This is a genomic window from Pandoraea sp. NE5 (assembly GCF_024363545.1).
GTDB classification, from domain to species: domain Bacteria; phylum Pseudomonadota; class Gammaproteobacteria; order Burkholderiales; family Burkholderiaceae; genus Pandoraea; species Pandoraea cepalis.
On record NZ_AP025517.1, the window covers coordinates 1,772,208 to 1,785,934 of the forward strand.

Consider the following 13,727-nt stretch of genomic DNA (forward strand, 5'->3'; position numbering starts at 1 on the left):
AGGTTTACGCTTGACATTCGGTGCTTGAAACGGCGGTTGGGTCTGCAAGGCAAATGGCCTCGCGAGCCGCACCGCCGCTGGTGCGTGTCGCCAATTACGCCGTTTGGCGCAGCTTTCGGCTGTAGCGGTGGACTTCGTCAACGAGTGCCGCAACGTGATCGGGTTGCGTGAACTGCGAAATACCATGCCCCAGGTTGAATACGTGGCCTGGTGCGTTGCCATAAGCGTCGAGCAGGCGGCGAACCTCGGCGCGAATGGCCTCGGGCGCTGCAAAGAGGGCGGTGGGATCGAAGTTGCCTTGCAGCGCACAACGATCGCCGACGCGACGGCGCGCGGCCGCGAGATCCACGGTCCAATCGAGTCCGATGGCGTCGGGTCCGGTGTCGGCGATGGCTTCGAGCCACTGACCGCCGCCCTTGGTGAAGACGATGTGGGGAATGCGTGCGCCATTCCACTCGCGATGCACGCCCGCGAGCGCCTTTTGCATGTAGGCGAGCGAGAACCGTTGGTAGAGACCGTCGGCCAACGCCCCGCCCCACGTGTCGAACACCATGACCGCCTGCGCGCCCGCTTCGATCTGGGCGTTCAGGTAGGCCGAAACGGCGCGCGCATTGGTCTCCAGAATATGCGTCATCAAGTCGGGACGCTCGTACATCATCGTCTTGACGGTGCGGAAGTCGGCCGACCCGGCCCCTTCGACCATGTAGCAAGCGAGCGTCCACGGGCTGCCGGAGAAGCCGATGAGCGGTACGCGTCCGTTCAGGGCGCGACGGATCTCGGCGACGGCGTCGAAGACGTAGCGCAGACTGTCGAGGTCCGGCGCCCGCAGGCGGCGCACATCGTCCTCGGTGCGCAGCGGGTGGGCGAAACGCGGCCCTTCACCCGCCTCAAACGACAGGCCGAGGCCCATGGCGTCGGGAATGGTGAGGATGTCCGAGAACAGGATGGCGGCATCGAGCGGGAAGCGCTCGAGCGGCTGCAGCGTGACCTCGGTGGCGTAGGCGGGGTTCTTGGCGAGCGCCAGAAAGCTACCGGCTTTGGCGCGTGTGGCGTTGTATTCGGGCAGGTACCGGCCCGCCTGGCGCATCAGCCAGATCGGCGTGTACTCGGTCGGCTGGCGCAGCAGTGCGCGCAGGAAAGTATCGTTTTGCAGAGCTTGGGACACGTCGCGGCGGTGGGTAGGAGGGTTGGGGCAAGCGATCATTTTACTCGCGTATCCTCGGCCCGGACGCATGGCGGGCTGTTATGCCGCACATCAGCCATCGGCGACGCGTCGGCGTGGCGCGCGCGGAACAGTGGCGTCATTCCGATTGGCGTGGGCCGGGAGTGTCTTTAGTATTGAGCCCCACGCGCTGCGTCAGACAGTTCGGGAGCGCAGTGCGCCAACACGTCAAACCTCAGGAGACAAGCATGAAAGTCATGTTGACGGCCGCCAGCGCGGCCTTCGTGGCCGGGGCGGTGCTCGCCGGCGCTGCGGCCCACGCGCAATCGGCCGCTGTCGTGAGCCCTTCCGCGACCCCCGCCATCCACTCCCGGCTCGACGACATCGTCAAATCGGGCACGCTGCGCGCCTGCGCGACGGGTGACTACAAGCCTTACTCGTATCGACGCCCGGATGGCCAGGTCGAGGGCATCGACGTGGATCTGGTCGCCTCGCTGGCGAAGTCGCTCGGCGTGAAGCCGGTGATCGTTCCGACGACCTGGAAGGGGCTGATGGACGACTTCACCGCCGGCAAATGCGATATCGCCGTCGGCGGTGTGTCGGTTACGCTGGATCGGGCGGCGCGCGCCTATTACAGCAACGTGGTCATGGTCGACGGCAAATCGCCGATCGTGCGCTGCGCCGACGTGGCGAAGTACCAGACGCTCGCCGATCTGAACAAACCGAGTACGCGCGTCATCGCCAACCCGGGCGGCACGAACGAACGTTTCGCCCGCCAGTACCTGCCGAACGCCACGCTCACGATCTATCCGGACAATGTCACGATCTTCAAGCAGATCGTCGACGGCAAAGCCGACGTGATGGTCACGGACGCCTCGGAAACGCTGTTGCAGCACAAGCTCAATCCGTCACTGTGCCCGGTCAACCCCGACAAGCCGTTGCAGTTCGGTGAGAAGGCCTACCTGCTGCCGCGCGGCGACGACATCTTCAAGCAATACGTCGACCAGTGGCTGAATCTTGCGCAGAAGACCGGGGAATATCAGAAGGTCGTCGACAAGTGGCTGAAGTGACGGCGTGAGTCCCGCGCGGGTCATCCCAGCCAGTCACGCAGACGCTGCGCCGCGTCGTGCATGACCAGCCTCGCCTGCGGCACGAACGGTTGTAACCTCGCGAAACTATGCGTCAGGCCGGGCGCCTCGATGACCTCCGCCCGGCCACCTGAACTCGCCACGAATTGGGCGTACGACACCGCTTCGTCGTGCAACGGATCGTATTCCGCCGCAATCACCAAGGCGTGCGGCAAGGCGTGACGCGGCGCTTGCGCGGTGAGATTGACCCGCACGTCGTCTGCCGACGGTGCCACGTTGCCCAGAAATTCCTTCCAGTACCAGCGCATTTCGTCGCGTGTCAGGCCCACGCCGTTCGCCAGACGCTCGTAACTCGGCGTATCGAACCGGTACTGCACCACCGGATAGATCAGCAACTGCGCCCCCACAATCCCCGGATGTCGATCGTTGAACCACGCCGCCGCCTGCGCCGCCAAGTGGCCGCCGGCGCTGTCGCCCGCCACGGCCAGACGGTCGACGCGCACGCCGAGCCGCGCGCGCTGCTCGGCCGCCCAGGCCAAGGCGTCGCGCGCGTCGTCGATCGGCGCCGGGAACGGATGCTCGGGCGCCAACCGGTAATCGACGCTCAACACCGCCACGTCGCCGTCCTGCGCCAGGAAGGCAGCCAACGTCCCATGGGTGTCGACATCTCCCACGACCCAGCCGCCGCCGTGGAAGAACACCACCAGCGGCACTTCGCGTTCGACCGGGCGATAGAGCCTTGCGCGCAGGGTGCGGCCCGGCAGCGCAATGTCGAAGGTCTCGCTGCGCAATCCCGCCGGCAACGGGCGCAAGGCCTCGTTGGCGACGGCGGCGAACCGGGCACGCACGTCTTGCGCGCTTGGCGCGCCGTTGTCGGCAGTGGCGGGGTACTTGCGCGCCATTTGGTCGTAATAGGCGAGTAGATCGGCGTCAATGGTCATGTCAGCGGGTCTTTGGCGGCGTTGGAGGTCGGCGGTTCAGCGTTTCGGAAGCGGCTGTCCCGGCGGGCGGGCGTCCGCGCCGGCGGGGTGGCCCGCTTGCATCTGCCAGCGCTGGTGTTCGATCTTGACGCATCGGTCCATCACGACGTCCAGCCCTGCCGCCAGCGCGACGGCTGCGGCGTCGTCGTTTTCGATGCCCAACTGCATCCATAGGCTGGTCGCGCCAATGGCGACGGCTTCATCCGCGATGGGCGGAATGTCGCCGCTGCGACGGAAACAGTCGACCATCTGGATCCGCAGGCCCTCGGCGCGCAAGGCGTCGGCCGCCTCGGCCAGGCTCGCATAAACGGGCTCGCCCAGAATCGTCGCGCCGGCCGCTTGCGGGTTGATGGGGACGATCCGGTATCCGTGCTGTTGCATGTAGCGCGATGTGGTGTAGCTCGGCCGGTCCGGCCGCGGCGACAGGCCCACCACCCCGATGACGCGGTCGCGCGCCAGTATCTGCCCCAAACGTTCCATGGTTTGCATGCGAATGCGGCCCGACGGGGCCGGTGCGGTCGTTGACGGAATTGCTGCTCTCGGTGCGCTGCCGATCCGCGGCGTTGACGTGTCTTCGGATGTCAGATGCCCACTTTGTTGCCACGCACAAGGAATGAACTTAGCACATTGACGGCGCGCACGTGAAACGCGGCGGCGGCGCCGATGCTGCGACCGATGTGATGGGCCGGCTCGGGCGGGCATCGTCCGTGTCGATGCTTCGCCGGGCGAGTTACTCAGGATCACGAACCAAATGGAGCATCCGTCAATACGCCGGAAACCCATGCCGGAGAAGGCGAAGCGGCAGCATGAAGGGTCGCGCGAAGGTCTCAGGTGTTACAACCTGAAACACTTTGTTACCCCTCCCCCCATACGTTTCCACCAAAATGCTTTTCAACGCTGATGTGCTTATCCCCCGGTAACACCGCAGCGCGACTGTATCGGCGGAACGCGTCCCCCGGCGCGATCTGCAGGGTGGTTCGATGCAGTGCTCTGAATCTGGTCTCCTCGCGCTAACCCCGTAGCGTGTGGTTTTGGCGGGCCTACGTGTCCCGCCATTTTTTTTGCCTGCGCACACCTACATCTTTCCTACGCCTTTCGTCGTCATCCCAACGATTATTTCGCTCTCCGATTTACTTTTCGGAAATCGATTTATCCCTGCGTAAATGGGTAAGCGACATGCCGACCGGTGGTCGGCATGGTCGTCGCGGCGACTCAACAGCTTATCGGGTGGCCCTGAGCCACGGTTTGAGCCAGCCGAGTCCGGCGCGCGTCGCACCCTGCGGGCGATATTCGCACCCGACCCATCCCGCGTAGCCGAGTTCGTCAAGCAGACGGAAGAGAAACGGATAGTTGACTTCCCCGGTGTCGGGTTCGTGACGCGCAGGCACGCCTGCCACCTGCACGTGGCCGATATTGTCGATGTGCTGGCGTAGCTTGACCGCCAGGTCACCCTCGACGATCTGACAGTGATATACGTCGAACTGCACCTTGAGATGGCTCGCGCCGACCGCCTGGCGAATGGCCTGAGCCTGATCCTGTCGTGTCAGGAAATAGCGCGGAAAGTCACGCGGATTGATCGGTTCGATGAGAATCGTGACGCCATGCGCGGCAGCCTGTCCGGCCGCGTAGGCGAGATTGTCGAGATAAACGTCGCGGCAGCGCTCAAGCGACGCGGCGGGGTCGGGGCATCCGGCCATCACGTGCAGTTGGCGGCAGCCCAGCGTATCGGCGTAGTCGAGCGCGCGTTCGAGGCCGTCCCGAAACTGCGCTTCGCGCCCTGGCAGCGCTGCCAGCCCGCGCTCGCCGTTGGCCCAGTCACCGGCGGGGGTGTTGAACAGCACCTGCGTGAGCCCCGCGTCGTCCAGACGCGCCCGCACCTCTTGTGCGGGATGATCGTAAGGGAACAGGCATTCCACGCCCCGGAAGCCGTCGCTTGCGGCCTCGCGGAAACGCTCCAGAAACGGCACTTCCTGATAGAGCAGGGTCAGGTTCGCGGCAAATCGCGGCATGAGCATCTCCGTCGCCCGGCGCGGGCCGGGCAGGGTGGATCGATGCCTGTCACGATATCACTGCCCGTCGATCTGAGGCGCGGCCACGCTGCGCAACTGAAAGCGCCCGTCATCGTTGAAGAGCCAGGTTTCGACGGCGCGTACGCGGCCGCTGCTGTCGACCAGCGCACGGCTCGGCATCGGCAGCGGGCTGGCCCGTCGCAGGCTCGCCACCGCGATGCGCTCCGCTTCCTGGTCGCCATTGCTGCGATACAGCGCCACGCTCGTGATGTTCCCGCTGCGGTCTACCCAGTACTCGAGCGACACCACCGAGCGCAGCATCGGCTGGGGATTGCCCGGCGTGATCTGGCGGGCGTTGACCGCCGTCACGCGTTGCGCCGCGGCGATCTTGTACTGATCGAGCGCCGTGTATGGGACCCGGGCGGGCGTCATGTTGAGGATGAGCGGCTGTTTGGGCTCGAAATCCGGATTGGCGCAGCCCGACACCGCCAGAACACAGGCGATGACGGTGAAGCCTCCGGCGGCATGCGGCGTCCGCCGGCATTGAGAAGGTTGCGCATACATACATCGTCTCCCGCAACATTCGCGACACGGGTCTTCTTGTTCATCTACCGGGCGGGAGCGGTCTCGCAGATCGCGAATTCGTCCGCGCGAAGCGCCTCTCGACACAACGCGAAGCCCTCATTGCCTATGTTAGATGGCCCACGCGCGCCGCGCAGCGCGGTTAACACGTAGGTGTCGATGTGGACCCGGATGTCGGCGAGTGGCGGTATCCGGCGATACCATGCATACTCGCCAGCGCCTGTTTCAGGCGCGCACGACGCCGTCGCGACTGACGCCTTTTGAACGTATTGGAGGGATCATGATTACCGTGTATCACAACCCGCGCTGCTCGAAGTCGCGCGAAGCGCTGGCTCTGGTGGAGGGGTCGCCGGCGGTGGGCGGGGGCGATCTGCAGGTCATCGAGTATCTGAAGACCCCGCCGACGCTCGCCGATCTCAAGCGTTTGCACAACCTACTCGGCGTGCCGGTGCGCGAGATGATCCGAAGCAACGAAACCGAGTACACCGAGCTGGGCTTGGCCGACGCGGCGATGACCGACGACGCGTTGCTCGCCGCCGTGGCGGCGCATCCGAAGTTGTTGCAGCGACCCATCGTGGTCAACGGCGACAAGGCCGTGATTGCGCGTCCGCCCGACTTGGCGAGCCAGGTGCTGTAATCGACCGACGGCGGAAGCGGTCCCCGCGCCATGCGCGTCGAGCCCCTCGCGCATGGCACCGCGAGGTCCTGGCTCAGCCGTGCGCCGCGCTGTCCTTGCCGGGGCCGGTGTCTGGCGATTCGGCGTGCGCTACCGCCTCGGCCGCCGCTTGTGCTGCGGGCGACCTGAACACCGGCGCGTCGGCATTCGCCGTGAGTCCGGCGCCGCGCCAACCGGGGAGTTCGGTCAACGTCTTCTGCTGCTCGCGCAGCTCGGCGAGCATGTTGCAAAAGAGCGCACCTTGTTCGAGCGCGTCGTCGAGTGCCACGTGCGTGTGCGGCAGCGGGTCGAGCCAGACGGACGGCAGCCGCGGCTTGATGCACTTGCGGTAGGGCATGCCGGTCATGGCGAACGCGAGCGTCTTGATGTCGAGCGCCGACCATGAAAACGGACAACGACCGACGAAGCGCATCATGTACCAGAACATGAACGTGAAATCGAACCCTGCCGGATAGGCGACGAACACCGGCTTGCCCGGCAGCTTCTCCACCCACTTCACATACGCCTTGAGCGCCTTGGTCGGGTCTTCCTGATCGACGCGGCAGGCCGCCCACGCGTCTGGCTCGGTCTTCCACCATTTCATCGTCAGCGGATGCCCCTTCGCGTCGGGCAGGCACTCGAGATTGGCGCTGAACGTGCCGATCAGCTCCTTGTCGGCCGTGTAGGCCGCCGACGCGAAACTGAGCATCGAATGCGGGCCGGGGATCGGGCCGTCGGCCTCGACGTCGGTGCTGACGAAAATTTCCTCGTCGGCGGGGATGATGCGCGAGGGGGTACGCGACACGGCCTCGCTCATGCGGCGCTCCCGGCGAGCACGGTATCGGCCACGTACGGATTGGTCTGACGTTCCTGACCGAAGGTGGAGACAGGGCCGTGTCCGGGAATGAAGGTCACGTCGTTGCCGAGCGGCCAGAGTTTGTTGCGGATCGACGCGATCAGGTCGGCGTGGTTGCCGCGCGGAAAATCGGTGCGGCCAATGGAGCCGGCGAAGAGCACGTCGCCCACGCTGGCCAGACGCTCGTCCGCCGAGAAGAACACGACATGACCCGGCGTATGCCCCGGGCAATGCAGCACGTCGAGGGTGACCTCGCCGAACGTGACCGTGTCGCCGTCACCCAGCCAGCGGTCGGGCGTGAACGGCTGTGGTTCGGGAAAGCCGAAGCGCGCGCTTTGTGTCTGAAGCTGGTCGATCCAGAACGCGTCGTCGGGATGCGGGCCTTCGATGGGGACGTCGTATTTTTCGGCAAGTGCGCCCGCGCCGCCGCAATGGTCAAGGTGGCCGTGCGTCAGGAAGATTTTCTCGAGCGTCACGCCCTGGCGTTCGATCTCGCCGACGATCCGGTCGATGTCGCCACCGGGGTCGACCACGGCGGCGCGCTTCGTCGCATCGCAGACGAGCAGGGTGCAGTTTTGCTGGAAAGGCGTGACAGGAATCAGAGTGACGTTCATGGGATATCGGGGACGCAGTTTTCGCCTATTGTAATTCGGACGCGAGGGGACCCGCCGGGCGCGTCGCAATCGACGACACGCCTGAGCGCTGCTCGCCAAGCGGGTCGGAGCGCTTGAGCGAGCCGTGTCCGATGAGACTGACCAAGCCTGTGCGATGCTGATTAAGCGAGTCTCGGCGCGTAAGTGAACGCTCGCTGATAGGTTGCATTTTGCGTCGTGTTAAACTTGCGCGCTATGCGAACACGCGAGATCCTCACACGGTTCGCGGTCGGCTGCGCCCTCGCCCTGACGTTGACAGCCTGCACAACGCCGCTCGAACCCCTCAGCCCCACGGCTGCCGCCGCTTCGGCGACAGGCGCGCGCGCCCGTGCGCGCGAAGCCAACGCGCCCGTCGGGTCGAACTTCGATCTGCAGTGGCCCGGCAAGTCGTATCGTACCGAAGGTCTCAGTCCGGGCGATCCCGAAGCGCCGGATCGCGACGGCGAAGCGCATCTGCGCGCCGACGCCGGCACGTTTTACCAGACTGGCATGGCATCCTGGTATGGCAAGAAGTTTCATGGACGTCGCACGGCCACCGGCGAAACGTTCGACATGAACGAACCGACCGCCGCGCATCCGACCTTGCCGCTGGGCAGCTTTGCGCTCGTGCGCAATATCGCCAACAACAAGACTGTCGTCGTCAAAATCAACGATCGCGGCCCCTACGCGCACAATCGCATCATCGACCTTTCCTACGGGGCGGCCAAGCAGCTCGGCTTTATTCGCGCCGGCCACGCCAAGGTCGAAATCCGCCGCCTCTCCCGCACCGAAGTCGCTGCCCTCGGCCTGGACGACAGCAAGAACGCGCCCTGACGCCACGCGGCGTACGCGCGTCGTCGCGGCGCCTCGTTTCCCGACGGCCAATTCTGAAATCGCGTTGATGGCTTCCCAAGCCGGGGGATGCTCGCCGCACATTTGTTGTGCAAAATCCATCTATTCTGTGTAAAAAATCGCGCATTATTCCGATTTTTGCTGCATCTGATAGGGCGAATGCCACGCACGAATGTGCGCACATCGGAAATTTGACGACCAAATCGACTAATTTTTTTCCGATTGCCGCATCAATCTGCCAGCGATTCGGCGCAGCCCGATATTCCACGGGCCTTTCAGGCGGTTGCGTTGGCAACCGTTGTTCGCTCAGGGGGATGTGGGTAGACTGTGCCCCACGCGCCGGTGCACGTTTTGTGTGCATCCGAATGAGACCCGGCGAGACACGGGCTCAGCGCACCTATCAAAGAGCATTCCTGGAGGAGTTTTGATGTCGACGATGGGCAAATTCGCCAAGCGCACCCTGCTGTGCGCCGTGGCCGCAACGTTGTTGGGCACGACCGGCGCGGCCTTCGCGCAGGGGACAAAATCGGTGGCCGTGTTGGCGATCGTGGAGCACCCGGCGCTGGACGCCATCCGCGATGGCGCACGCGACGAACTCAAGGCGGAAGGGTACGAGGTCGGCAAGAACCTCAAGTGGGAATACCAGAGCGCACAGGGCAACGTCGGTACGGCCGCGCAGATCGCCCGCAAGTTCGTGGGCGACCAGCCGGACGTGATTATCGGCATTGCCACGCCCACGGCGCAGGCCGTGGCGGCCGCGACCAAGTCGGTGCCGCTGGTCTACTCGGCCGTGACCGATCCCGTCGCGGCGCAATTGGTCAAGAATTGGGCGCCGTCGGGCACCAATGTGACCGGCGTGTCCGACAAGCTGCCGCTGGACAAGCAGGTCGCCCTGATCAAGCGTGTCGTGCCGAACGCCAAGCGTGTCGGCATGGTGTACAACCCGGGTGAAGCGAACTCGGTCGTGGTCGTCAACGAGCTGAAGAAGTTGCTGCCCGCTGCCGGACTGACGCTGGTCGAAGCGGCCGCGCCCCGCACCGTCGACATCAGTTCGGCGGCCAACAGCCTGGTCGGCAAGGTCGACGTGATCTACACGAACACGGACAACAACGTCGTGTCGGCGTATGAATCGCTGGTGAAGGTGGCCAACGACCGCAAGATCCCGTTGGTCGCGTCGGATACCGATAGCGTGAAGCGCGGCGCCATTGCGGCACTGGGCGTGAACTATTACGACCTGGGCCGTCAGACCGGGAAGGTGGTCGGGCGCATCTTGAAGGGAGAGAAGCCGGGGGCGATTGCCTCGCAGACCAGCTCGAATCTGGAACTGTTCGTCAACACGGCGGCGGCCGCCAAGCAAGGCGTGACGCTGTCGGACGATCTGGTGAAGGAAGCCAAGACGGTCATCAGGCAGTAAAGCGTGCGTGAGCGCGGTAAGGCGGGGTGTACCTCCCCGGCTCACCGCAGCGCGACAGGGCGGCGCCCGGACACCCTCTGTCCCCGCCGCTCTTTTCCTATCGAATGGGTGGGACGGCTCCCCCCGACAGCGGTCGCACAACGACCGGCGATGCCCCGAACTGGCCGACGTCGGCCGTGTGAGCGCTGATGCCGAGACCCGGCATGGGCCGTCTTGCGCAGTGGAATTACGACAATGTCTCTTTTTTCTATGATGGGCGCCCTGGAGATCGGTCTGATCTTCAGTCTCGTGGCGCTCGGGGTGCTGATTTCCTTCCGCATCCTCAATTTCCCTGATTTGACCGTCGACGGCAGCTTCGCCCTGGGCGGCGCGGTCGCGGCTACGCTGATCGCCGGCGGCACCAATCCCTTCGCCGCGACCGTGGCGGCGATGGCGGCGGGCGCGCTGGCGGGCTTCATCACCGGCTGGCTCAATGTGCGCCTGAAGATCATGGATCTGCTCGCCAGTATCCTGATGATGATCGCGCTCTATTCCGTGAACCTGCGGGTGATGGGGGCACCGAACGTGCCGCTGATTACCTCGCCGACCGTCTTTACGATGCTCCTGCCGGACAACGTGTCCTGGTTGCCGGACTATGTGACGCGTCCGTTGTTGCTGCTGGGCGTGGTCATCGTGGTGAAGCTTGGGCTGGATTACTTCTTCCTTTCGCAACAGGGCTTGGCGATGCGCTCGACAGGCGCGAATTCGCGCATGGCGCGGGCGCAAGGCGTGAATACCGGTCACGAGATTCTGGCGGGCATGGCGCTCTCGAATGCGCTGGTGGCGCTTGCGGGCGCGTTGTTCGCGCAATCGCAGGGCGGCGCGGACATCTCGATGGGGATCGGTACCATCGTGATCGGCTTGGCGGCGGTCATCATTGGCGAGACGATTCTGCCGGCCCGACGCCTCATTCTCACAACGTTGGCAGTGGTCGTCGGTGCGGTGCTTTACCGCTTCTTCATCGCGCTCGCGCTCAACAGCGATTTCATCGGTCTGAAGGCGCAGGATCTGAATTTGGTGACGGCATTGCTCGTGGCGGTGGCATTGGTGCTGCCGGCAACGCGCCGCAAGCTGTTCCCCCGCAAGAACGGAGGTGCCTGATCATGTTGAGCGCAAAAGACCTCAAGATCACTTTCAATCCGGGCACGCCCATCGAGAACCGTGCGCTGCGCGGCATGTCGCTGGACATCCCGACGGGCCAGTTCGTCACCGTGATCGGTTCGAACGGTGCGGGCAAGTCCACGTTCCTGAATGCCATCAGCGGCGACTTGCGGGTCGATTCGGGCACGATTTCGATCGACGGTAACGACGTCACGAAGAAGACGGCGTGGCAGCGGGCGAGTCAGGTGGCGCGCGTGTTCCAGGATCCGATGGCCGGCACCTGCGAGGCGCTGACCATCGAGGAAAACATGGCATTGGCGGTCAAGCGGGGCGAACGCCGGAGCTTCGGGTTCGCGCTGAATCGGGAGCTGCGTGAGCGGTTCCGCGAGAAGCTGAGCCTGCTCAACCTTGGGCTGGAGAACCGGCTCTCGGACCGTATCGGGCTGCTCTCCGGCGGTCAGCGTCAGGCGGTGAGCCTGTTGATGGCGTCGTTGCAGCCGTCGCGGATCTTGCTGCTCGACGAGCATACGGCCGCGCTGGACCCCAAGACGGCGGCGTTTGTGCTGGAACTGACGGCACGCATCGTGCAAGAGAGCAAGCTGACGGCGATGATGGTCACGCACAGCATGCGTCAGGCACTGGACTACGGCGACCGCACCGTGATGCTGCATCAGGGCAAGGTCGTGCTGGACGTGTCGGGTGAGGAACGCAAGGGCCTGGACGTTCCCGATCTGCTGCAGATGTTCGAACGCACCCGCGGCGAACAGCTCGATGATGACGCGCTGCTGCTGAGCTAACGCGTTGGAATGTCAGGACACAAGCCCGCTTCGGCGGGCTTGTTCTTTTTGAAGTGCGCATGGGAGGAAGGAGCCCCATTTGTCGGACGCGTCCGATTTCTCAACCTCCAGGAAGTGCCTGTCGCACAGCGCGATCAAGTGTTCTTGAGGGCCAGTGCCCGCTCGTAGAGCGCGTTCTTGGGTGCGCCGGTAATCGCGGCGGCGAGCTTCGCGGCGCTTTTCGTCGGCAGTTCGGCCACCAGCAACGCGAGCACGCGCTGCGCTTTGGCGTCGACACCATCTTCGCTAGCGCTTGCTGCCGCGCCCGATACCGCCAGCACGAATTCGCCACGTTGACGGTTCGCGTCCGCCTTCAGCCAGGCCACGCCTTCGCTCAGCGCACATTCGTGAATCTCCTCGAAGCGCTTGGTCAACTCACGTCCGATCAACAGTCGGCGCGCACCGCCCAATCCATCGGCGAGTGCCGCGACCGTCTCTACGATCCGATGCGGCGCTTCGTAGAAGACCTGCGCCGAGGTCGCCCCTGCAAGCGCAGCAATCGCCTGGGCCCGTTGCTGCGCCTTCGATGGCAGGAAACCCACGAACGTGAACGTCTCCACCCAGGCGCCGGCCGCCGAGAGCAGCGTAATCACCGCGCTCGCGCCTGGTACCGGCACCACGCCGAGCCCGGTCGCACGCACCGCATCGACCAGTCGCGCGCCTGGATCCGAGATGCCCGGGGTGCCTGCGTCTGAAATGTAGGCGATGCGCTCGCCACCCCGCAGACGCTCGACCAACCGCGTCGCCACTTCGTTTTCGTTGTGCTGGTGGGCCGCAATCAACGGCTTGTCGATGCCATACCGCTGGAGCAACTGCGCGCTATTGCGCGTATCTTCACAGGCGATAGCGTCAACCATCCCGAGGATGTACAGCGCTCGCACCGTGATGTCGGCGGTATTGCCCAACGGCGTGGCGACGACGTACAGCGTGCCCACCGGGTAATGCTGGCCCTCGGCCAGGGACATCAGGCGCTCATCCATGGCGTCGCACTCCCGCAAACGGCGTCGTTGCCGTGCGGGGCACACAGGCGTTGGTAACACCGGCAGCGCCGGCAACGGTAAACATCGGAACAACCATGTCGAATCAGTTAGGAGAATCGTTCGAGGACCACGCTCAGACGTTGCTGGAGCGACGCGGCTGGCGGCTCGTCGCGCGCAATTATCGGTGTCGCGGCGGCGAAATCGACCTCATTATGCGGGATTGCGCGGGTGTACTGGTATTCGTCGAGGTGCGCGCCCGCGCGCGCAGCGACTTCGGCGGGGCCGCCGAGAGCATTACGCGCGCCAAACGCCGCCGCCTGGCCTTGGCCGCGCGTCACTATCTGCTGCGGCGTCCCGCGGGGCGTTGTCGTTTCGACGTGGTGACGTTCGACGGACGTCCGCCGGTGGTGCGCTGGCTGCCCGACGCTTTCCGAGCCGACGATCTCTGACGAAACCCGTGTCCGCCGGCCTGTTACACTTGCGAACGCGCCGTTTTCAAGATTTTCAAGACTGATACGGCCTTTGAACGCCGGCCGATGCA

Annotated in this window: 15 protein-coding genes; 7 read left to right on the top strand and 8 right to left on the bottom strand. The window is 64.6% G+C overall.

The window, feature by feature from the left end; all coding sequences use genetic code 11:
• Positions 1 to 94: 94 nt before the first annotated feature.
• Entirely contained in the window at positions 95 to 1,165 is a 1,071-nt protein-coding gene (hemE, locus tag PanNE5_RS08055; protein WP_026131880.1) for a uroporphyrinogen decarboxylase, read from the bottom strand.
• Positions 1,166 to 1,410: 245 nt separating this feature from the next.
• Between hemE and PanNE5_RS08060 the strand changes: the two genes are divergently transcribed.
• On the top strand, positions 1,411 to 2,232 hold the full coding sequence (locus PanNE5_RS08060) for a transporter substrate-binding domain-containing protein (RefSeq protein ID WP_017233602.1): 822 nt from the start codon (positions 1,411 to 1,413) through the stop codon (positions 2,230 to 2,232).
• Positions 2,233 to 2,252: 20 nt separating this feature from the next.
• Here PanNE5_RS08060 and PanNE5_RS08065 read toward each other — a convergent pair whose 3' ends face one another.
• The 4 genes from PanNE5_RS08065 to PanNE5_RS08080 form a co-directional block, all read right to left on the bottom strand.
• Entirely contained in the window at positions 2,253 to 3,191 is a 939-nt protein-coding gene (locus tag PanNE5_RS08065; RefSeq protein WP_261939589.1) for an alpha/beta hydrolase, read from the bottom strand.
• A 36-nt stretch (positions 3,192 to 3,227) separates the two neighbouring features.
• Entirely contained in the window at positions 3,228 to 3,719 is a 492-nt protein-coding gene (locus PanNE5_RS08070) for a CoA-binding protein (protein ID WP_261939590.1), read from the bottom strand.
• A gap of 731 nt (positions 3,720 to 4,450) precedes the next feature.
• Positions 4,451 to 5,239 (bottom strand): 2-oxo-tetronate isomerase, encoded by a 789-nt coding sequence (gene otnI / locus PanNE5_RS08075; RefSeq protein ID WP_017233599.1) that lies wholly within the window; start codon positions 5,237 to 5,239, stop codon positions 4,451 to 4,453.
• A 57-nt stretch (positions 5,240 to 5,296) separates the two neighbouring features.
• Positions 5,297 to 5,803, bottom strand: coding sequence for an energy transducer TonB (locus PanNE5_RS08080; protein ID WP_017233598.1), 507 nt, complete (start codon positions 5,801 to 5,803; stop codon positions 5,297 to 5,299).
• A gap of 298 nt (positions 5,804 to 6,101) precedes the next feature.
• On the opposite strand from PanNE5_RS08080, the gene arsC reads away from it, so the two are divergent.
• A complete protein-coding gene (gene arsC / locus PanNE5_RS08085; protein WP_261939824.1) occupies positions 6,102 to 6,458 on the top strand; it encodes an arsenate reductase (glutaredoxin) in 357 nt (118 codons plus the stop codon).
• Positions 6,459 to 6,531: 73 nt separating this feature from the next.
• Here the strand turns inward: arsC and PanNE5_RS08090 are convergent, their stop codons facing one another.
• Positions 6,532 to 7,293, bottom strand: coding sequence for an exonuclease (locus tag PanNE5_RS08090; protein WP_261939591.1), 762 nt, complete (start codon positions 7,291 to 7,293; stop codon positions 6,532 to 6,534).
• Complete coding sequence (locus tag PanNE5_RS08095) at positions 7,290 to 7,946, bottom strand: MBL fold metallo-hydrolase (protein ID WP_017233595.1); 657 nt, start codon at positions 7,944 to 7,946, stop codon at positions 7,290 to 7,292. Before PanNE5_RS08095 ends, PanNE5_RS08090 begins: the two co-directional genes overlap by 4 nt.
• 234 nt (positions 7,947 to 8,180) lie before the next feature.
• On the opposite strand from PanNE5_RS08095, the gene PanNE5_RS08100 reads away from it, so the two are divergent.
• From PanNE5_RS08100 to PanNE5_RS08115, 4 genes are all read left to right on the top strand, one after another.
• Positions 8,181 to 8,798: a septal ring lytic transglycosylase RlpA family protein gene (locus PanNE5_RS08100; protein WP_017233594.1), complete on the top strand. Its 618-nt coding sequence runs from the start codon at positions 8,181 to 8,183 to the stop codon at positions 8,796 to 8,798.
• Between the two features lie 445 nt (positions 8,799 to 9,243).
• A complete protein-coding gene (locus tag PanNE5_RS08105; RefSeq protein ID WP_017233593.1) occupies positions 9,244 to 10,230 on the top strand; it encodes an ABC transporter substrate-binding protein in 987 nt (328 codons plus the stop codon).
• A 234-nt stretch (positions 10,231 to 10,464) separates the two neighbouring features.
• A complete protein-coding gene (locus PanNE5_RS08110) occupies positions 10,465 to 11,370 on the top strand; it encodes an ABC transporter permease (protein WP_150564763.1) in 906 nt (301 codons plus the stop codon).
• Positions 11,371 to 11,372: 2 nt separating this feature from the next.
• On the top strand, positions 11,373 to 12,167 hold the full coding sequence (locus PanNE5_RS08115) for an ABC transporter ATP-binding protein (protein ID WP_017233591.1): 795 nt from the start codon (positions 11,373 to 11,375) through the stop codon (positions 12,165 to 12,167).
• Positions 12,168 to 12,301: 134 nt separating this feature from the next.
• Here PanNE5_RS08115 and rsmI read toward each other — a convergent pair whose 3' ends face one another.
• Complete coding sequence (gene rsmI / locus PanNE5_RS08120) at positions 12,302 to 13,186, bottom strand: 16S rRNA (cytidine(1402)-2'-O)-methyltransferase (RefSeq protein WP_261939592.1); 885 nt, start codon at positions 13,184 to 13,186, stop codon at positions 12,302 to 12,304.
• 95 nt (positions 13,187 to 13,281) lie between these two features.
• Between rsmI and PanNE5_RS08125 the strand changes: the two genes are divergently transcribed.
• On the top strand, positions 13,282 to 13,635 hold the full coding sequence (locus PanNE5_RS08125) for a YraN family protein (protein ID WP_017233587.1): 354 nt from the start codon (positions 13,282 to 13,284) through the stop codon (positions 13,633 to 13,635).
• Positions 13,636 to 13,727: the final 92 nt, after the last annotated feature.